This window comes from Microbacterium sp., from assembly GCF_047606685.1.
GTDB lineage: Bacteria > Actinomycetota > Actinomycetes > Actinomycetales > Microbacteriaceae > Microbacterium.
Genome location: NZ_JASGEC010000007.1, coordinates 1 through 18,678, shown reverse-complemented (window position 1 = coordinate 18,678; position 18,678 = coordinate 1). Strand labels below are relative to the sequence as shown.

Annotated in this window: 17 protein-coding genes, 2 tRNA genes and 1 pseudogene; 9 read left to right on the top strand and 11 right to left on the bottom strand. The window is 69.8% G+C overall.

The genetic code is table 11. The annotated features are described in order from the left end of the window. Positions 1-198: 198 nt before the first annotated feature. A complete protein-coding gene (locus QM611_RS00965) occupies positions 199-375 on the bottom strand; it encodes a hypothetical protein (RefSeq protein ID WP_415078017.1) in 177 nt (58 codons plus the stop codon). Here QM611_RS00965 and QM611_RS00960 point away from each other — a divergent pair. From QM611_RS00960 to QM611_RS00940, 5 genes are all read left to right on the top strand, one after another. Further along, positions 374-1,534: a DNA polymerase III subunit delta' gene (locus QM611_RS00960; RefSeq protein WP_415078016.1), complete on the top strand. Its 1,161-nt coding sequence runs from the start codon at positions 374-376 to the stop codon at positions 1,532-1,534. The genes QM611_RS00965 and QM611_RS00960 overlap by 2 nt on opposite strands. Next, positions 1,531-3,069: an alpha/beta hydrolase gene (locus QM611_RS00955; RefSeq protein WP_415078015.1), complete on the top strand. Its 1,539-nt coding sequence runs from the start codon at positions 1,531-1,533 to the stop codon at positions 3,067-3,069. Before QM611_RS00960 ends, QM611_RS00955 begins: the two co-directional genes overlap by 4 nt. Positions 3,070-3,140: 71 nt before the next feature. After that, positions 3,141-3,216: transfer RNA gene (locus QM611_RS00950), tRNA-Thr, on the top strand. A 44-nt stretch (positions 3,217-3,260) separates the two neighbouring features. Continuing rightward, positions 3,261-3,680 carry a hypothetical protein gene (locus tag QM611_RS00945; protein WP_415078014.1) on the top strand — a complete coding sequence of 140 codons (420 nt, stop codon included), beginning with the start codon at positions 3,261-3,263 and terminating at the stop codon, positions 3,678-3,680. A 39-nt stretch (positions 3,681-3,719) separates the two neighbouring features. Next, complete coding sequence (locus QM611_RS00940; RefSeq protein WP_415078012.1) at positions 3,720-4,292, top strand: isochorismatase family protein; 573 nt, start codon at positions 3,720-3,722, stop codon at positions 4,290-4,292. 14 nt (positions 4,293-4,306) lie between these two features. Here the strand turns inward: QM611_RS00940 and QM611_RS00935 are convergent, their stop codons facing one another. Both QM611_RS00935 and QM611_RS00930 read right to left on the bottom strand, forming a co-directional pair. Beyond that, the gene (locus QM611_RS00935; RefSeq protein ID WP_415078011.1) at positions 4,307-6,142 is read right to left on the bottom strand and encodes a hypothetical protein; all 1,836 of its coding nucleotides are present in this window, start codon (positions 6,140-6,142) and stop codon (positions 4,307-4,309) included. A 91-nt stretch (positions 6,143-6,233) separates the two neighbouring features. Continuing rightward, positions 6,234-6,306: transfer RNA gene (locus QM611_RS00930), tRNA-Lys, on the bottom strand. 75 nt (positions 6,307-6,381) lie between these two features. Between QM611_RS00930 and QM611_RS00925 the strand changes: the two genes are divergently transcribed. After that, the gene (locus QM611_RS00925; RefSeq protein WP_415078010.1) at positions 6,382-7,020 is read left to right on the top strand and encodes a DNA-directed RNA polymerase subunit beta; all 639 of its coding nucleotides are present in this window, start codon (positions 6,382-6,384) and stop codon (positions 7,018-7,020) included. 239 nt (positions 7,021-7,259) lie between these two features. Then, positions 7,260-8,144, top strand: coding sequence for an aminodeoxychorismate lyase (locus QM611_RS00920; protein ID WP_415078009.1), 885 nt, complete (start codon positions 7,260-7,262; stop codon positions 8,142-8,144). Positions 8,145-8,159: 15 nt separating this feature from the next. Here the strand turns inward: QM611_RS00920 and QM611_RS00915 are convergent, their stop codons facing one another. From QM611_RS00915 to QM611_RS00880, 8 genes are all read right to left on the bottom strand, one after another. Further along, positions 8,160-9,230, bottom strand: coding sequence for an acyltransferase family protein (locus QM611_RS00915; RefSeq protein WP_415078008.1), 1,071 nt, complete (start codon positions 9,228-9,230; stop codon positions 8,160-8,162). A gap of 190 nt (positions 9,231-9,420) precedes the next feature. Further along, positions 9,421-10,200 (bottom strand): phosphate ABC transporter ATP-binding protein PstB, encoded by a 780-nt coding sequence (pstB, locus tag QM611_RS00910; RefSeq protein ID WP_415078007.1) that lies wholly within the window; start codon positions 10,198-10,200, stop codon positions 9,421-9,423. A 27-nt stretch (positions 10,201-10,227) separates the two neighbouring features. Then, entirely contained in the window at positions 10,228-11,322 is a 1,095-nt protein-coding gene (pstA, locus tag QM611_RS00905) for a phosphate ABC transporter permease PstA (protein WP_415078006.1), read from the bottom strand. Further along, the gene (pstC, locus tag QM611_RS00900; protein WP_415078005.1) at positions 11,322-12,275 is read right to left on the bottom strand and encodes a phosphate ABC transporter permease subunit PstC; all 954 of its coding nucleotides are present in this window, start codon (positions 12,273-12,275) and stop codon (positions 11,322-11,324) included. The genes pstA and pstC overlap by 1 nt, the downstream gene beginning before the upstream one ends. 76 nt (positions 12,276-12,351) lie before the next feature. Next, positions 12,352-13,443, bottom strand: a complete 1,092-nt coding sequence (gene pstS / locus QM611_RS00895; protein ID WP_415078004.1) for a phosphate ABC transporter substrate-binding protein PstS — start codon at positions 13,441-13,443, stop codon at positions 12,352-12,354. Positions 13,444-13,577: 134 nt separating this feature from the next. After that, positions 13,578-14,516 (bottom strand): NUDIX hydrolase, encoded by a 939-nt coding sequence (locus QM611_RS00890; protein ID WP_415078003.1) that lies wholly within the window; start codon positions 14,514-14,516, stop codon positions 13,578-13,580. Continuing rightward, positions 14,513-16,684, bottom strand: a complete 2,172-nt coding sequence (locus QM611_RS00885) for an RNA degradosome polyphosphate kinase (RefSeq protein WP_415078002.1) — start codon at positions 16,682-16,684, stop codon at positions 14,513-14,515. The genes QM611_RS00890 and QM611_RS00885 overlap by 4 nt, the downstream gene beginning before the upstream one ends. A gap of 54 nt (positions 16,685-16,738) precedes the next feature. Further along, entirely contained in the window at positions 16,739-17,428 is a 690-nt protein-coding gene (locus QM611_RS00880) for a response regulator transcription factor (RefSeq protein ID WP_415078001.1), read from the bottom strand. Positions 17,429-17,475: 47 nt separating this feature from the next. On the opposite strand from QM611_RS00880, the gene QM611_RS00875 reads away from it, so the two are divergent. Further along, positions 17,476-17,790, top strand: a complete 315-nt coding sequence (locus QM611_RS00875; RefSeq protein WP_415078000.1) for a hypothetical protein — start codon at positions 17,476-17,478, stop codon at positions 17,788-17,790. A 213-nt stretch (positions 17,791-18,003) separates the two neighbouring features. Next, a pseudogene (locus tag QM611_RS00870) lies at positions 18,004-18,678 on the top strand (folate-binding protein); the annotation flags it as partial.

The window sequence follows — 18,678 nt, the reverse complement described above, 5'->3', positions numbered from 1 at the left end:
CTGCTGAGCGCGGCCCACTGACCCGCGCGCCCAGCTCGACGTGCCGCGCCCCCGCCCCACGTGCCGCGCCCGCCCCACGTGCCGCGCGCCCAGCTCGACGTGCCGCGCGCCCGCGCCGTCCGTCCACGCTCAGCAGTCGCCTGTTGCGGGTGCGAGGCGCTCCGCATCCGCATGTTGTGACTGCTGAGTGGGGCTGGTTCAGTTCAGCAGTCGCTTTCCGCGGATGCGCGCGTGCCGCACACGCGGGTTGTGACTGCTGAGCGCGGCGAGGTCGGGCACGATGCCCCTGAGCGCGGCGACTTCGGGCACGATGCCCAGCGCGCGACGACCGCACGCCGGGCGGCGGTCAGCCCCACCGCTTAGGCTGGTCGGCATGGAGGCGACCGATCTGACCACGCGCGCGCTGCCGTGGGGCGCCGTCTGGGGGCAGGACGCCGCTGTCCAGACTCTGCGCGAGGCCGCATCCGATCCCGCCGCCATGACCCACGCGTGGCTCATCACCGGGCCGCCCGGATCAGGGCGCTCCACGCTCGCGTACGCGTTCGCGGCTGCCCTCATCGCCGAGCCCGACGACGACCAGGCGATGCGGCAGGTGCTCGCCGGCACGCATCCCGACCTCACCGCCCTGCGCACCGAGGGTGTGATCATCTCGATCAAAGACGCGCGCGCCCTCGTCGAGCGCTCCTATTTCGCGCCGGCCGTCGGCCGCTACCGCGTCATCGTGATGGAGGACGCCGACCGCATGGCCGAGCGCACCTCGAACGTGCTGCTGAAGGCGCTCGAAGAGCCGCCGGAGCGCACGGTCTGGGTGCTGTGCGCCCCGAGCGACGCCGACCTGCTGCCCACGATCCGCTCGCGGGTGCGCACGCTGCGGTTGCGCGAGCCCGACGTCGCCGACGTCGCGCGGCTCATCACCGAGCGCACCGGCGTTGACGCCGCCACCGCCGAGCAGTCCGCGCGCCACGCGCAGCGGCACATCGGGATGGCGCAGCGATTGGCCACTGACGCCGACGCCCGCGCGCGCCGCGACGAGACGCTGCGGGCCGCGCTGCGCGTGCGCGGGGTCGGCGACGTCGTGGAGGTCGCGGGGCGCATCGTGCAGGCCGCGACCGAGGATGCCAAGGCGCTCACCGCCGAACGCGACGAGGCCGAGCGGGCGAGCCTTTTGCGCACCGTCGGCGTGGCGGAGGGGGCGGCCGTGCCGCCCGCCGTGCGGTCGCAGCTGCACGCCCTCGAAGACGACCAGAAGCGACGCGCGACGCGGAGCCTTCGCGACGGCCTCGACCGCGTGCTCACCGACCTGCAGTCCTTGTTCCGCGACGTCGTGATGCTGCAGTTCGGCCGCGATGGCGAGCTCATCAACCACGAGCTCGAGGCGCAGCTGCGCGAGCTCGCCGACGCGTGGGACGCGGAGCGGGCGCTCGTCGTGCTCGACCGCGTCGCCGAGACGCGGCGCAACCTCGAGCAGAACGTCGCGCCCGCCCTCGCTCTGGAAAGCTTGCTCGTGACCGTCGCGAGCGGAAGGACCCCGTGAGAAACACACGTCGCGCACTGACTGTCGTGGCCTGCCTGGCCGCGGCATCCCTCTGCCTGTCTGGCTGCGTCTACGCGAGCATCCCCGCGCAGGCCCCGCCTGCCTCCGAGTCCGCGCCCGACGTGACGGGGGTCGACCCGACGCTGCTGTCGTACTACTCGCAGCGTGTCGAGTGGGAGTCGTGCGCCACGGGGTTCGACTGCGCGAAGGTCACGGTGCCGCTCGATTACGGCGACTCTTCGAAAGGCGACATCGAGCTGGCGATCACGCGCAGCCGCGCGACGAACGGCGACGCGCTCGGCTCGCTGCTGGTCAACCCCGGAGGGCCCGGCGCCAGCGGGGTGAGCTTCGTGCAGGAGAACCTGTCGGGGGCGGTCGGGTCCGACCTCGAGGCCGCGTACGACGTCGTGGGCTTCGATCCGCGCGGCGTCGGCGAGTCCACCGCGGTGCGCTGCTACGACACCGCGGAGATGGACGAGTACCTGTTCGGCATCCCCCAGGCGCAGCGCGGCACCGACGCGTGGACGGCGGAGGTCGACGCGGCCAACCGCGCGTTCGCCGAGGCGTGCGACCAGAACAGCGACGGCATCCTGCCCTACATCACCACCGAGAACGCGGCGCGCGACCTCGACGTGCTGCGCGGTGTGCTCGGCGACGCGAAGCTGACCTACCTCGGGTACTCGTACGGCACGTTCCTCGGTGCGACTTACGCCGGGCTGTTCCCGCAGCGCGTCGGGCGGCTGGTGCTTGACGGCGCGGTCGACCCGACCATCTCGGGGCTCGATCTCGGCACCACGCAGGCGATCGGGTTCGAGTCGGCGCTGCGCGCTTACCTGGCGTCGTGCCTGGAGACCGAGGAATGCCCGTTCCGCGGCACGGTCGACGACGCCATCAGCGACGTGCAGAGCCTGCTTGCAACCGTTGACCGCGACCCCATCGAGGCGTCGGACGGACGGATGCTGGGCGGCAGCAACCTGATGTCGGCGATCGTCACCCCCCTCTACGCCGAGCAGAACTGGCCCGCGCTGACCGAGATGTTCACCGAGGTGCTGGAAGGCAGCGCGGAGTTCGCGTTCTACCTCGTCGACCTCTACTCCGATCGCGAGGACGGCGAGTACTTGAGCAACTCGACCGAGGCATTCCGCGCCTACAACTGCATGGACTACCCTCTCGTCGACGACCAGGCGCAGCTCGACGCCGCCTCTGCGCTCCTCGAGGAGAAGGCCCCCACCTTCGCGCCGTACTGGGACGGGCCCGATCCGTGCGAGCAGTGGCTGTACACCGCCACCGGCACGCGTGAGCCGATCGCCGCCGAGGGAGCGGCGCCGATTCTCGTCGTCGGCACCACGAACGACCCCGCGACTCCGTACGAGTGGTCGGTCGCCCTGGCCGAGCAGCTCTCCTCCGGCGTGCTCATCACGCGCGTGGGGGAGGGCCACACGGGCTACAACAAGGGAAACGACTGCGTCGACTCGGCGGTCGAGGCGTACTTCCTCGACGACGTCGTGCCCGACGGCGACCTGCGCTGCGAGTGACCGCTCGCCAGTTCGCGGGCGTTCCGGCGACCCTGTAAGATCGGTGACCGTGCATCGCGCAAGCGACGTGCGCCGCCTTAGCTCAGTCGGCAGAGCGATTCACTCGTAATGAATAGGTCTGGGGTTCGATTCCCCAAGGCGGCTCCACGGTGAAACGGGCCCCGCCGGGGCCCGTTTCGCGTATGGCTGGGATGTCGGGAGGAACGGTGCACAGCCCCGCGGATGTGGTCGGCGCTCTCGCCGACGTGCTCACGTGGGCGGGCCTGGGCGGGGCGGCGGTGCTCGGCATCCTGTGCGCGATCGTGGCCCTCGCGGACGGAACGTGGCTTCCCGTGCGCGCGGTCGTCGAAGCCGTCGGCGACGGCCACGTCGTGCGGTGGATCGACGCGGACGGCGGGGTCAACGAGGCCCCGCTCTCGGCGCACGACCACGCGAGGGCGGGCGGCCGCGACATGGTGGATGTCTTCTACCGGCGAGGATGGCGGAATCGGATGCGGCTGACCCGCCGCTCGCCGCTGGTGCAGCTGCTGCTCCGGCTCGCCATCGGCTGCGCGGCGGTCGGACTGCTGGCGCTCGTGGGCTCGTGGGCCCTGCTTCTGGCGACCGGTTGACGCGCCGCAATCCGCCGCGCGCCGGCGTACCCTCGGACTATGGCCAAGGCACTGTTCATCGTTGACGTCCAGAACGACTTCACCGAGGGCGGCGCGCTCGGCGTGACCGGCGGCGACGCCGTCGCCGAGTCGATCACGCGCTACCTCGCCGACCACGCCGGAGAGTACGAGGTGGTCATCGCGTCGCGGGACTGGCACGACCCCGACAACGACAACGGCGGCCACTTCGCCAGCGGCGAGCCCGATTTTGTGAACACGTGGCCGGTGCACTGTGTCGCCGGCAGCCCCGGCGCCGAGTACGACCCCGGCTTGGACACCTCGTCGGTGACCCACCACGTGAAGAAGGGCCAAGGGCGGCCCGCGTACTCGCTCTACGAGGGCGTCGCCGACGACGGATCGACCGTCGCCGAGGTGCTCGAGGAGCACGGGGTCATGGAGGTGGATGTCGTCGGCATCGCCACCGACTACTGCGTGCGCGCGTCCGCCATGGACGCCATCGAGCACGGCAGGCGGGTGCGCGTGCTCACCGGATTGGTGGCGGGCGTCGCGCCGGGCACGAGCGAGGCGGCGCTCGCCGAACTCGGGCACGCCGGCGCCGAGATCGTCGAGTGACGCTCAGACGACCGTCATCCCTTCTTCAACGCGGCCGCCTCCAGCGTGAACGAGAAGCCCGAGCCGTCGTCGACGATGAACGTCGGGGTGACCAGCGTCTTCTCGCTCGCGTGAACGGCATTGCTGGTGCTCCTCCACCTCTTCGCCACGCTGATGACGTCGTAGCGGACGGGGTTGTCGAGTTCGGCGATCAACGAGTCGAAGTCGCCCGCCTCGGTCTCGTCGTCGTACTGGGGTGACGCGCTCACACGCAACGACATCGACTTCTTCAGCCGCTGGGGCACGGTCACCGAGAACTCCTGGTACTCGGTGACCCGCTCGGCGCCGGGCACGGGAGCCAGCACGGTGCGGAAGGTGTGCGTTTTGCCCCGCGTGACCTTGACGGCGCTGCCGTCCTCGACCTTCTTCCACGCGCCGTTCTTCTTCATCTCGACACCGGAGACCCGCGCCGCGCGGAAGCCCTCGGCGAACCGGGTCGTGATGTCGACCCCGAGGATCTCGACCTCCTCGTACGGGTTGGCCATGAGGGTGGCGATGTTGTCGGCGACATCGAAGCCGAGCAGGTCGGGGAACGCCTGGGAGTCGGCGTACCGGTTGTAGTTCGTGAACGTGCCCTGAGACCCGTCCTCACGCTGGTAGCGGATGGACCACTTCACCTTGGCCGAGCCCGCCCACGCGTTGTCCAGCATGCGCTGTGCGTCGACCATCAGTTGCACGTACGCGACATCGGGGTTCATCAGGTCGAACGAGACATGGGTGACGGCCGTGCTGGTGTGTGAGCCGATCTTGCTGACCGTTGTGATCGGGATGCTCGGGGCGGGGTCGCCGAAGACGCCGCGGATTCCGGCGAGGCGGTCTTCGGTGATCCTCCCCTTCGGCTTGCCGATGGCGCTCACCTGCTTGTACGCGGTCTCGAGGTCGGGGACGACGCGAGCGGCGGACGCTCCGTGGAAGCTCGCCCCGATCTCGGAGTTCCAGTACGCCGGGTGGCCGTAGGCGAACACCTCGTCTCCGCACACCGCGGTCACCGTGCCGACGCTTGCGGATCCCACAGCGCCGTACGCGTATGTCACCGCGATGTTGCCGCCAGCGACGATCGGGTAGTCCTCGCCGTCGAGCGCGCCGCCGTCGATGGCGAGGCCGCCCTGGGCTGCCGCCGTGTAGCCCTCGACCTTCTCGGCCAGCGTGGCCGACGCCTGGTCGAAGTCGTCTGCCGTGCCGCCGAAGGTGACGCGCACTGGCTTGAGCGGCTCGATCCTCGCCTGGCTCTTCGTGGCCAGCGGCGCCCCGTCGACGATCTTGTCGATCTTCTTCTGGGCCGCCGTGTTCACCTTTTGCACGCCCGGCAGCTGGCCGATCGTCTTCATGTAGGCGGCGGGAGTGACGCCGGCCACGTTGTCGGGCAGCCAACTGAAGCCGTACGAGACCGCGCCGATGAGGGCGCCGTCCGCGTCGTAGACGGGCGAGCCGGATGCCCCGGCCCACACGCCGGCGGCCAAGGTGGTGCCCGAGCCTTCGACGATGGGGCCGCCCAGCTCGACCAGCAGCAGGTCGCGCGGGTTGCCGTTGGCGTCGTAGCCGAGCCCGTTCTCGAGCTTGCCCACGTAGGTGCCGGGGAACTCTGTCGGCTCCGTGCCCTTGGTCGTCGACTTCCACGTGACCGGCTGATCGTCTTCCAGGCCCGAGATCGGCGAGATCGCGAGCTCCTCCCCAGGGACGTCGCAGAACACCTCATCGTCGGCCGCCTGGGCGGACGGCGCGATGGCCAGCGCGCCGACCAGGGCCGCGGTGATGGCTGCGGCGAGGGCGCCGGCTGACTTCGTGGTCTTCGTCGACCCGTACGTGGCCATGGAGCGTCCCCTTTGATCTCAAAACACGCGTGAACGCCAACGATATATCGGGGAGGGCGCCGGTCTCCACTTGTGGGGGAGTTTCGCACGGTGGGCCCCGTGGGGCTCGAACCCACGACCCGCGGATTAAAAGTCCGATGCTCTACCGACTGAGCTAGAGGCCCTCAGGCTCCCAGCCTAACTTGCTGTCGTGTGTGATGTTCGGAGCCGAGGGCGAGTGCCGCGAGTAGCCTTGACGAGTGACCGACGACAGCCGCTCATTCCATCGGCCGGTGCGCCGTCCGGCCGAGCTGTTTGACCGGAGGTTCTGGGCGGAGGACCCGGCCGAGGTGTCGCGCGTCGCGCACAGCACGGCTGCCGCCCTACTCGGCCGAGTGCGCGAGAGTTCCGAAAGCGACGTGGTCGACCGCCTCGTCTCGTTCACCGACAACCACGGGATCGATGAGATCGCCGAGCTGTGGTCGCGCGCCCCCGCTCGCACGCTCCCCGGTGCCCTGTGGCGGTTGTACCTACTGCAGCTCATGATCCACGACGATCCGCACACCGCTGCACTGCTGTACGAGCGCGGGCGCGTCGAGATCGGCTCGGCCGACCCGATCGTCGCCGGCGCGCCGTCGCCCGCGGGGCCCGACGAGCTCGTGAGCCTGGTCGACACCATCCTGCGCGGGGTGTTCCAGGGCGACTTCGCGGTCGCATTGGATCGAGCCGCCGCATTCTGCCGCGTGCAGGCCTCGGGTGCGACCCACCTTGCCGACGACTACGACGCCACCGAGCCCGACCGCGCATCGGCGCTCACCGCGCGGGCCCTGCGGCTGTGGTCGTACGCGGGCGACCTCGCGGTGTGCGCGGGGCTGTGGCGGCGCGAATCCCTGGTGTGAAGAGGCGTTGTGTGCCCCGGCAGGGGAGTGCCGGGCCGCAGAACGCCGCGGTGCTGGTGGCCGCTGCGCGGTGGAGAGGCGTTGTGTGCCCCGGCAGGGGAGTGCCGGGCCGCAGAACGCCTCTCGGCGCGAGGCCGCTCGCAGCGGCAAAAGTTGGAGCCCGGGGTTAAGCGGCCCGGCTGAACCAGTGTAACCGAGACGTGCCAGCCGGCATTCCCCGAACGCCGTAGGCTCGGACCATGGCTTGGCGCTACTGCCTCATGATCGAGCCCGCGGCATCCGACGACCCGCGCTCCGACTTCTCCGACACCTTCGCCGTCGTGGACGCGACCGCCCCGGCGCTCAGCGTCGGCGAGCTCAGCACGCAGCGCGGCGACGGGATCTTCGAGTCGATCGGCGTCGTCGACGGGCATCCGCAAGAGGTCACGGCGCACGTCGAGCGACTCGCCCACTCCGCGGCCCTGTGCGACCTGCCGGCCCCGCACGCGGAGCAATGGCGGCAGGCGGTGGCGCACGCGGCGGCCCAGTGCGGCGCGGGCGAGCACGTCATCCGGCTCATCCTCAGCAGGGGCGTCGAGCACGGGCCCGCACCCACCGCGTGGCTCACGGCCGCCGTCGCGCCGGACTACGCGACGGCGCGGGAGCGCGGCATCCGCGTCGTCACCCTCGACCGCGGGTACGACAGCGCCGCCCCCGACCGCGCGCCGTGGCTGCTGCTGGGCGCCAAGACCCTCTCGTACGCGGTGAACATGGCGGCGATCCGCGAGGCGAAGCGGCGCGACGCCGACGACGCGGTCTTCGTCTCGTCCGACGGCGTCGTGCTCGAGGGCCCGACCTCCAGCGTGCTGCTGCGCTTCGGCGACCGCTTCGTCACACCAGCGCCGGGAGCCGGCATCCTGCACGGCACGACTCAGTTGAGCGTGTTCGAGCACGTTCGCGAGCGGGGGTTCGAGACCGCGTACGAGAACGTCGAGGCGTCCGCCCTGCGCACAGCGGATGCCGTGTGGCTCGTTTCCAGCGTGCGCCTGGCCGCGCCGGTCGTCGCGATCGACGGCGCGCCGGTCGCCGTCGACCTCGCCCTCACCGCGGACCTCAACCGGTACCTGTTGAGCCCGCGCGACTGACCGCACGCCCGGGCGTCACCACAGCCCGCGCACGAAGGCGAAGCCCTTCTGCTCGCTCAGGCGTCGGAAGGCGAAGAACACGCCGACGATGATCGCGATCACGAGGGCGTACTGGAAAATCGAGTTCAGCTCGACTCCGCTCGCGTCCTTGGACGCCTCGATCATGTTCCGAATGACGAGGAACTGCACGGGGTACATGAAACCCGACAGCTGTCGGATGACGCCGATATCGCCGCGGACCCGAAGGTCGCGGAACACGAGCGCGAGCAGGAACACCGAGACGCCGAGCAACGGGACCGAGAAGAACTGGTCCGAGGAGCGCATGACCCAACCCAGGCTCTTCGTGGCGATTTCCTCCGCCGCCGCGGCGGCGGCGAAGACAACGACCGCCGCGACCGCGAGCGGACGAGGGAAGGACCGGGCGATCCCGTCCTCGTGCCGGGAGAGCCACGCGCCGATCGCGAGGTAGGGGAGGGCAGTCAGCGCGGTCTCCGGGATGTTGGCGGCCCGCAGGAACGGCTCCCACGCCTCGATGCCGAGCCAGGACGCGACGGGCGGGAAATAGTTGCTGGCGAGGATGACGACCAGCAGCACCGGCAGCATGAGTGCGGCCCGGGCACCGGGACGCACCGTGCGCATGGCGCCGAAGACGACGAGCGAGCCGACCACGAGCGCTGCGTAGAACCACGAGCCCCCGAAGGTCCCGGCGTAGACGGCGCGGAACACCATGGCGTTCGCGATGGCGAGGGCTCCCTCCCCGGGGGGCAGGTCGCCGAACCTGTCCACGGCGTTGCCCCACATCGCGGCGAAGTAGATGAGATACCACGCGAGGTACAGCCCCCCGATGCGGATCAGGTGGTTGCGCAGGTAGGCCCACTGCCCCGCGCGGTCCGCGATCGCGTCGAGCCGCTGCTGGACGAGGAACCCGCTCGCGAGAAAGAAGAACGGCACCGCGAAGCGGGCGATCCCCTCCAGTCCCCAGCGGAACTCGACCGGAAACGAGTACAGCGGATTCGAGTGGATCGCGACGACGAAGAAGGCGGCGATGAGCCGGAGGAGGTCGAGCAGGTCGTAGCGCGTGGTCATTCTGTGCCGACCGTAGCATCCCCGCCGCGCTCGGCACGAGTGAGCCCTGTGTTCAGTTGCCGCAATCGGCGGTCGGTCGCGCAGAATGCGGCAACCGAACAGATGGGTGCGCCGTCGAGTTGCCGCAATCGGCGACTCGGGCCGCGGAAGGTGACAACTGAACGCCGCGTGGGGGCGCCGGAGGCGCGGGCTAGCCGAAGCGGCCCGACACGTAGTCCTCGGTCGCCTGCACCGACGGCGTTGTGAAGATCGTCGTCGTGTCGCCGTACTCGATGAGCTTGCCGGGCTTGCCGGTGCCGGCGATGTTGAAGAACGCGGTCTTGTCGCTCACCCGCGATGCCTGCTGCATGTTGTGGGTCACGATCACGATCGTGTACTCCTGCTTGAGCTCCTCGATCAGCTCCTCGATCGCGTAGGTCGAGATCGGGTCAAGCGCCGAGCACGGCTCGTCCATCAGCAGCACTTGGGGCGACACCGCGATGGCGCGCGCGATGCACAGACGCTGCTGCTGCCCGCCCGACAGGCCGGAGCCAGGCTTGTCGAGGCGGTCCTTGACCTCTTCCCACAGGTTGGCTCCCCGCAGCGACCGTTCCACGAGCGCATCGGCGTCGGACTTCGAGATGCGCGAGTTGTTCAGCCGCACGCCCGCGAGCACGTTCTCTTTGATCGACATGGTCGGGAACGGGTTGGGCCGCTGGAACACCATGCCCACCTGCCGCCGCACCGCCACTGGGTCGACCCCCGGCGCGTAGAGGTCGTCGCCGTCGAGCAGCACCTGGCCCTGGACGGTCGCGCCTGGGATCACCTCGTGCATGCGGTTGAGCGTGCGCAGGAACGTGGACTTGCCGCATCCGGACGGGCCGATGAATGCCGTCACGCTGCGCGGCAGGATGCCCATCGACACGTCCTCGACGGCGAGAAAGTCGCCGTAGTAGACGTTGAGGTCGTTGACTTCGATGCTCTTGGACACGGTGTTCCTGTCGATTCCACAGGCCGGCTAGCGGCCGAACTTGGGGGCGAACTTCTTTGCGATGATGCGGGCGATGAGATTGAGGGCCATCACGATGATGATGAGCGTCAGGGCCCCGGCCCACGCTCGGGAGAGGGCGGCGTCGATATTGGTGCCCGGGTTGGCGAACTGGGAGTACACGAACACCGGCAGTGTCATCATCGGCTGGTCGAACACGTTCACGTTGAGGGATGTCGTGAAGCCCGCTGTCAGCAGGAGTGGCGCTGTTTCGCCGATGACTCGCGCGATCGACAGCATGACGCCGGTGGTGATGCCCGCGATGGCGGTCGGCAGCACGACCTTCGCGATCGTGAGCCACTTCGGCACGCCCAGCGCGTAGCTCGCCTCGCGCAGCTCGTTCGGCACAAGCCGCAGCATCTCCTCGCTGGAGCGGACCACGACGGGGATCATCAGCACGCTGAGAGCAAGCGACCCCATAACGCCCATGTAGCTGCCGGGGCCGGCCACGAGCGTGAACAGCGCGACGATGAACAAGCCGGCGACGATCGACGGGATGCCTGTCATGACGTCGACGAAGAACGTGATCGCCCGGGCGAGCCTGCCGCGCCCGTACTCGACGAGGTAGATCGAGGTGAGCAGGCCAACGGGCACGGAGATGACGGTCGCCGCGAGCGTGATCAGCAGCGTGCCCCAGATCGCGTGGACGGCGCCGCCGCCGTCGCCGACGATGTTGCGCATCGAGCTGGAGAAGAACTCGGCGTCGAAACGCTGGATGCCGTCGATGACCACCGTGTACAGCAGCGACACCAGCGGCAGCAGCGCGATGACGAACGCGAGCGCGACGAGGGTGGTCGCGAGGCGGTCGACGGCGCGCCGGCCGGTCTCCACCACGCGGGAGAGGGCCACCAGCGCGATCGCGAACAAGAGGTAGCCGACCAGCAGCGCCCCGACGATGTTGAAGCTGGCAAGGCCGTGGCCAAAGTTGAGGATGGCGAAGACGCTGAACGAGACCACGAGCCCGATTGCGAGCAGGGTCCACGGCATCCAGCCGGGAAGCTGGCCCGATGTGAGGCTGTTTGCGGCCGGTCGGGCGTCGACGGCGGTCGTGGCGGGCGCGGCCATCAGTTGGCTCCTGAGAACTCGGCGCGGCGGCTGACGATCCAGCGGGCGAGGGCGTTGACGGCGAAGGTGGCGACGAACAGCACGAGGCCGGTCGCGATGAGGGCGTTGACGCCCGTCCCGTGCGCCTCGCCGAACTTCAGGGCGATGTTGGCGGGGATCGTGGAGGGGTTGGTGGGCGTGAGCAGCTCGAAGGTGACGACGCTGCTCGCCGAGAGCACCATCGTCACCGCCATCGTCTCGCCGAGGGCGCGGCCGAGGGCGAGCATCGCCGCCGAGACCATGCCGCCGCGCGCGAACGGGAAGACCGCCATGCGCACCATCTCCCAGCGCGTCGCGCCGAGGGCGAGGGCGGCTTCCTCGTGCAGCTTCGGCGTTTGCAGGAACACCTCGCGGCAGATGGCCGTCATGATCGGCAGGATCATGACGGTGAGCACGAGCGACGCGGTGAGGATCGTGCGGCCGGTGGCCGACACGTCGCCGGCGAACAGGGGGAACCAGCCGAGGTTCTCGTTCAGCCACGCGTAGAGCGGCTGCAGGAAGCCGCTGAAGGTGAGCGCCCCCCACAGGCCGTACACGACCGACGGGATGGCGGCGAGCAGGTCGATGATGTAGCCGAGCACCGAAGCGAGCTTTCGCGGCGCGTAGTGCGAGATGAACAGCGCGATGCCGATGCTCAGCGGCGTGGCGAACGCCAACGCGATCAGCGACGACCAGATCGTGCCGAAGACGAGCGGCCAGACATACGCCAGGAAGCTCTCGCCCTTGAGGATCGGGTTGTCGGCCGGGTCCTCCGTGAGCGCGGGGATGCTCTGCACGACGAGGAAGAACGTGACCGCCGCGAGCACCAGCAGGATGAGGATGCCGGCTCCGAGCGCCGTGCCCGAGAACACGATGTCTCCGGGCCGCCGCCCCGCCGCCGGGGCGGCGGCCCGGGGTGCTGTCGCGGTGCTCATGGTCTCCTCGTCACGCAGCGGTTCGGGTCGTGGGGTGGGACTCCGGCTTTGCGAGCCGGAGTCCCACCGGGGCTCATCAGCCGATCAGCTCGATCGCGGCGTTGATCTTCTCGCGCAGCGTGTCGGAGATCGGGGCCGAGCCGGCGGCGTCGGCGGCGACATCCTGTCCCTCCGCGCTGACCACGTACGAGAAGTAGGCCTTTACGAGCTCGGCGATGGCGGCGTCGTCGTACTTCTCGCACGCGATGAGATAGCTCACCAGGGCGATCGGGTACGCGCCGTCAGTCGCGGCAGACGGGTCGACCTCGAACACGAGGTCGCCGGCGCCGCGGCCCTCCGCCAGCGGCGACGAGTCGACGAGCTGGGCAGCGGCCTCCGAGGAGTACGCGATGTACTCGCCGTCGACCTCGACCGCGGCGGTGCCCAGGTCGCCGGCCTGCGACGCGTCGGCGTAGCCGATCGTGCCGGCGCCGGATGTCACTGCCGCGACCACGCCCGACGTGCCCTGCGCCGACTCGCCCGAGCTGATCGGCCACTCGTCGGAGACCTCGTACGGCCACGCGTCCGGCGTGACGGCGCTCAGGTAGGTGGCGAACGTCTCGCTCGTGCCCGACGGGTCGGAGCGGTGCACGGGAGAGATCTTCGTGTCCGGCAGCGTCGTGTCCGGGTTGTCGGCCGCGATCGCCGGGTCGTTCCACTGGGTGATCTTGCCGTCGAAGATCTGCGCGATCACGTCGGGCTTCAGGTTGAGGGTGTCGACGCCGTCGAGGTTGAAGATGATCGCGACGGGGGAGATGTAGACGGGGACCTCCACGATGGCGTCGCTCGCGCACGAGCCGAAGCCGCCTGCGGCGATCTCTTCGACCTCGAACGCGCGGTCGGAGCCGATGAACGACTGGCCCCCGGCGAGGAAGTTGTCGCGGCCGACTCCGGAGCCGGTCGCCTGGTAGTTGACGGTCGCGTTCGGGTTCGCCGTCTGGAACGCGGCGATCCACGCTTGCTGAGCGGCGTCCTGCGACGACGCTCCGGTCGCGTTGAGGGTGCCGGAGAGCGATTCGCCGGTCTCGGTCGCCGCCCCGCCGCCGTCTTCGTTCGCGGCGCACGCGGTGAGGGTGAGGGCCGCGACAGCGGCGACAGCGCCCAGCTGGGCGATTCGGGTGAGTTTCACGGTGTGAATCCTTCACGTGTCAGGAATGGCCCGGTGCAGGGCTCGCACTGAACGTAGACAGCCACTCTTAAGAGAGTGGGCTGCGCCGGTGAACGGCCGGTGAACGACTCAACGCTCCACGTGAACGGCGCCGGTCACACCTTCGGCTCGTGGGTCTCGATCGCGACGATCCCCGAGCCGGGGTTGCTGCGGGAGAGGTGGACGACCGAGAAGGCGGCGACCTCCAGCGCCGACGCGCTGCCGAGGTACGACCCGCGCAAGGTGCCGGTGGCAAGGGCGAGCTCGCTCAGGATGTCGGGCAGCACCGGCCCGTGGCTGCACAGCACGGCGGGCTTTCGGGCGCGCACGCGGTCGCCGACGACGGTGCGCGCGTCGGAGCGGCCCACCTCCCAACGCTCCTGGCTGATCAGCTTGGTCGTGGCGAGCTTGCGCTCCAGCGCCGCCGCGAGCGGCGCCACCGTCTTGACGCAGCGCGTCGCCGGACTCGACACGATCTTGCGCGCCCCGAACGCGCGCAGCGGCCCCACGATCGCCTTGGCCTGCTTGCGGCCTCGGGCGCTCAACGGTCGCTTCTGCTCCGGCCCGTCCCACTCCTCGCGTGCCAGCGCCTTCGCGTGGCGAAGCACGATGACAGGGAAAGTGTGCAGCACGCCGTCTTCGACGAGCCGCACGAAGTTCTCGAGGATCTCCACGTCGACCGGGTAGCTCAGCCGCGAGATCGCCTTCTTCAGCGGCGTCCACTCCAGCGCGGCGATCTCGCGGTTGGGCACGAAGACCGAGTCGCGGATGGCGTCCTCGGTCGCCTCCGCCGCCCAGTAGTGCACGATCTTCGTGCGCTTGCTGGGCAGCAAGTAGCGCGAGACCCCGATGGGGACCCCGAGCGCGACCCGGATGCCGGTCTCCTCGAAGATCTCTCGCGCCGCCGTCTCGGCGAGCATCTCGCCGGGGTCCACCTTGCCCTTGGGCAGCGTGATGTCGCGATAGCGCGTGCGGTGGATGAGCAGGACCACCGGCTTGTCGTCGACGAGCCTCCACACGACGCCCCCGCCCGCGTAGACGGCGGTCTCGGTCATCGCACCGCCCGGGGCCGGCGACGCTGCTGCACGCGGGCCATCGTGCGCTCCTGCAGGTCGACGAGCAGCTTGCCGTTTGCGTCCAGGCTGTGCCGCGTCCACTCCCCGTCGGGCCCGAGGTGCCACGAGCTCGTCTCGTCGCTCATCGCGAGGTCGAACAGTTCCTCCAGCTCCTTCGCGTGCTCCGGGGTCGTCACGCGCACCAGCGCCTCGACGCGGCGGTCGAGGTTGCGGTGCATCATGTCGGCGCTGCCGATGTACGCCACCGGGTCGCCGTCGTTGTGGAACGCGAAGATGCGCGAGTGCTCGAGATAGCGGCCGAGGATGCTGCGCACGGTGATGTTCTCGCTCATGCCGGCGACTCCCGGCTTGAGGCTGCAGATGCCGCGCACCCACACCTCCACCGTCACGCCGGCCTGGCTGGCGCGGTACAGCGCGTCGATGACCTGCTCGTCGACGATCGAGTTGACCTTGATGCGCACGCGCGCGGGCTTGCCGGCCAGCGCGTTGCGGCGCTCTTTCTCGATCAGCCGCAGCAGGCCCTTGCGCAAGTGCAACGGCGCCACCAGCAGGCGCTTGAACTTCTTCTCGATCGCGTAGCCGCTCAGCTCGTTGAACAGGCGGGTGAGGTCGCGGCCCACCTGGTTGTCGACGGTGAACAGGCCGAAGTCCTCGTAGATGCGGCTCGTCTTCGGGTTGTAGTTGCCCGTCCCGATGTGCGAGTACGAGCGCAGCACGCCGTTCTCCTCGCGGATCACATTGACGAGCTTGCAGTGGGTCTTCAGCCCCACCAGGCCGTACACGACGTGCACGCCGGCCTTTTCCAGCTTGCGCGCCCACACGATGTTGTTCGCCTCGTCGAATCGCGCCTTCACCTCGACGAGGGCGAGCACCTGCTTGCCGGCCTCGGCGGCGTCGATGAGCGCCTGGACGATCGGGCTGTCGCCCGAGGTGCGGTACAGCGTCTGCTTGATGGCGAGCACATGCGGGTCCTTCGCCGCCTGCTCGAGGAACGCCTGGACGCTCGTGGTGAACGACTCGTACGGGTGGTGCACGAGCACGTCCGCCTTGCGGATGGCGGCGAACAGGTCGGCGCGGCCGTTCTGCTCCGCCGGCTGGAAGGCGACGGCCGTGGTCGGCACGTGCGCGGGGAAGCGGAGGTCGGGGCGGTCGAGCCTTCCCAGCTCGAACAGCGCGCGCAGGTCGAGCGGCCCGGGCAGGCGGTAGACCTCCTTCTCGGTGATCTCCAGCTCCTTCACGAGCAGGTCGAGCGTCACGTCGTCCATGTCGTCGGTGATCTCCAGCCGGATGGGCGGCCCGAACCGGCGGCGCATGAGCTCTGCCTCGAGCGCCTGGATGAGGTTCTCGGTCTCGTCCTCCTCGATCACCATGTCCTCGTTGCGCGTGAGGCGGAACGTGTGGTGGTCGAGGATCTCCATGCCCGGGAAGAGGTCCTCGAGATGGTTCGCGATGAGGCTCTCGAGCGGAATGTAGCGGCGGGGCGAGCCAGACTCGTGCGGCAGCTCGATGAGGCGGGGGAGCATCGGGGGCACCTTCAGGCGCGCGAACTCCTGCCGGCCGGTCTTCGCGTTGCGGATGCGGATCGCGAGATTCAGCGACAGCCCCGAGATGTACGGGAACGGGTGGGCGGGGTCGACCGCGAGAGGCATCAGCACGGGGAACACCTGGCGATGGAAGTATTCGTCGAGCCCTTCGCGGTCGTCATCGCTGAGCTCGTCCCACAGCCGGAACTCGATGCCAGCGGCGGCCAGGTCGGGGCGCACGTGGTTCGTCCACGCGTCCGCGTGCCGCGACTGCAGTCGGTGCGCCTCGGCGGAGATGTCGCTGAGCACGTCGACGGGCGCGCGGCCCACGTTCGTGGGAACGGCCAGGCCCGTCAGGATGCGGCGCTTCAAGCCCGCCACTCGCACCATGAAGAACTCGTCGAGGTTGTTCGCAAAGATCGCGAGGAAGTTCAATCGCTCCAGGAGCGGGACGTTCGGATCCTCGGCGAGCTCGAGCACGCGCTGGTTGAACGCGAGCCAGCTCAGCTCGCGGTCGAGGTAGCGGTGGTCGGGCAGTTCGGCGTCGGCCGCTTCTACCGCCTCATCGAAGTCGTCGTCGTCCGCGTCGCCGAGGCCGGAGTCGGGAATCGAAGTCTCAAGCATCCCTTCATCATGTCAGGGCCGCGCGGGATGGGCGAGTGAACAGTGGGCGACACGTCAGCGGGGTGCGGGGGCAGGCAGCTGGTCGTCCTCGTACACGTTGAAGCGGTAGCCGACGTTGCGCACGGTGCCGATGAGCTGCTCGAGGTCGCCGAGCTTGGCGCGCAGGCGGCGCACGTGCACGTCGACCGTGCGCGTGCCGCCGAAGTAGTCGTACCCCCACACCTCGCTGAGCAGCTGCTCGCGCGTGAACACCCGAGACGGGTGGGTCGCGAAGAAGTGCAGGAGCTGGAACTCCTTGTAGGTGAGATCGAGGGGGCGCCCGTTGACCTTCGCCGAGTACGACGCCTCGTCGATCGTGATGCCCGAGGTCTGGATGCGCGTGGACACCTGGTCGACGCTCTGGCGGCCGACCGCCAGCCGCACGCGCGCGTCGACCTCGGCGGGGCCGGCCGAGACGAGCACGACGTCGTCGATGCCCCAGTCGGTGGTGACGGCGGTCAGGCCCCCCTCGGTGACGATGAGCAGCAGTGGCGCGTCGAGCCCGGTCGTGTTCAGGATCTTGCACAGCGATTTCGCGCCGACCAGGTCGACGCGGGCGTCGACCATGATCACGTCCGCGCTCGGCGCGTTCACGAGCGCGGCGGGCTCTGCCGGGATCTGGCGGACGCGGTGGCTGAGCAGCTCGAGCGCGGGAAGGGCAGGAGCCTCCGCGGTCGCGGAGCTCAGGACAAGAATGAGGGCCATAGCGTCCCTCCGATGCCGGGCCAGTTTCCCTCCATGATAATGGGGTGATGGATGACGTGTCGGCGCCGTCGCTGCCCGCGCCCAAGACCCTCGGTGCGATCGCCGCGGTGTGGGCGGTCGCGCTCGTGTCGTCGATCGCGATCGGGGTGCTCGTTCCCGTCGAGTGGCGGATGGCGTGGATGTCTGTCGCGCTCGGCGGTTGCGTCATCCTGGCATTCGTCGTCCAGCTGTGGCCGGGGCGGTCCACCGGCTTCATCGACCGGGTCGCGGCGAGCGTCGCCGGCGCCGTGTTGGCGATGGGCCTGGTCTCGCTGTGCTTCGCGCTGGCCGCGCTCGTTCCCGGCTCGTTCTTCCACGGTTGAGACAGTTCAACCGACACCCGGTCGTTGAGCGAGCGCAGCGAGTCGAAACGCTGTGGACCCGCCGTTGTTCCTGCGGGCCGCGATAGAGTGTCGACATGGATCTTGTCGCCCTCGAACTCTTCTTCGTCGGGTTGCTCGGTCTCGCCTCGCTCGCGATCCTCTTCGTCTCGGGCGTGGTGGTCGTGAACCTCTACCGAGGCCAGCGCTGAGTCCGTGCCCGACCCGGCCCCGCGCCATCCCTTCGCCGCCCGCGCCGGCGCGGTGGTGAGCGAGCGCGGCGTGGACCACTTCGGCTCGCCGCTGGGCGAGCAGCGCGCGCTCGCCGCCGGTCGAGCGGTCGTCGCCCTCGGCGACCGCCGCGTGCTCTGCGTGTCCGGCCCCGACCGGCTCGGCTGGCTCGACTCGATCACGTCGCAGGCGGTGGGCGCGCTCGCGGCGGGGGAGAGTGCCGAACTGCTCGTGCTCGACCCGCACGGGCGCATCGAGCACGCCGCGGCAGTCGTCGACGACGGCGCGACGACGTGGCTGATCCTGGACGCGGGCGACGCCCCGGCGCTGCTGGCCTGGCTGGCCCGGATGCGGTTCCGTGCCGCGGTCGAGCTGCGCGCCGCCGACGAGCTCGCCGTGCTCGGGGCGGTGGCCGCCACCGGCACGGGCCCGATCCCGAGCGAGCTGGTCGCCCGGCCGAACGGCGTGCCGCTGGTGTGGCGCGACCCGTGGCCGGGCGTGACCGCGGGCGGCTGGGCGTACGCGCCCGTCGAGCCACACCCCGGCGCGTCGCGGCCGTGGATCGAGGCGATCGTGCCGGTCGCGGCGCTCGACGAGCTCGCCGCCGGGCCCGTCGCCGTCGCGGGGCTCGTCGCAGCCGACGCGCTGCGCGTCGCGGCG

Bases quoted from the DNA above. Each gene is read 5' to 3' on its own strand.
- QM611_RS00960 (WP_415078016.1), top strand. From the start codon at position 374: ATGGAGGCGACCGATCTGACCACGCGCGCGCTGCCGTGGGGCGCCGTC.
- QM611_RS00965 (WP_415078017.1), bottom strand. From the start codon at position 375: ATGCCGACCAGCCTAAGCGGTGGGGCTGACCGCCGCCCGGCGTGCGGT.
- QM611_RS00945 (WP_415078014.1), top strand. From the start codon at position 3,261: ATGTCGGGAGGAACGGTGCACAGCCCCGCGGATGTGGTCGGCGCTCTC.
- QM611_RS00940 (WP_415078012.1), top strand. From the start codon at position 3,720: ATGGCCAAGGCACTGTTCATCGTTGACGTCCAGAACGACTTCACCGAG.
- QM611_RS00935 (WP_415078011.1), bottom strand. From the start codon at position 6,142: ATGGCCACGTACGGGTCGACGAAGACCACGAAGTCAGCCGGCGCCCTC.
- QM611_RS00920 (WP_415078009.1), top strand. From the start codon at position 7,260: ATGGCTTGGCGCTACTGCCTCATGATCGAGCCCGCGGCATCCGACGAC.
- QM611_RS00915 (WP_415078008.1), bottom strand. From the start codon at position 9,230: ATGACCACGCGCTACGACCTGCTCGACCTCCTCCGGCTCATCGCCGCC.
- pstA (WP_415078006.1), bottom strand. From the start codon at position 11,322: ATGGCCGCGCCCGCCACGACCGCCGTCGACGCCCGACCGGCCGCAAAC.
- pstC (WP_415078005.1), bottom strand. From the start codon at position 12,275: ATGAGCACCGCGACAGCACCCCGGGCCGCCGCCCCGGCGGCGGGGCGG.
- QM611_RS00890 (WP_415078003.1), bottom strand. From the start codon at position 14,516: ATGACCGAGACCGCCGTCTACGCGGGCGGGGGCGTCGTGTGGAGGCTC.
- QM611_RS00885 (WP_415078002.1), bottom strand. From the start codon at position 16,684: ATGCTTGAGACTTCGATTCCCGACTCCGGCCTCGGCGACGCGGACGAC.
- QM611_RS00880 (WP_415078001.1), bottom strand. From the start codon at position 17,428: ATGGCCCTCATTCTTGTCCTGAGCTCCGCGACCGCGGAGGCTCCTGCC.
- QM611_RS00875 (WP_415078000.1), top strand. From the start codon at position 17,476: ATGGATGACGTGTCGGCGCCGTCGCTGCCCGCGCCCAAGACCCTCGGT.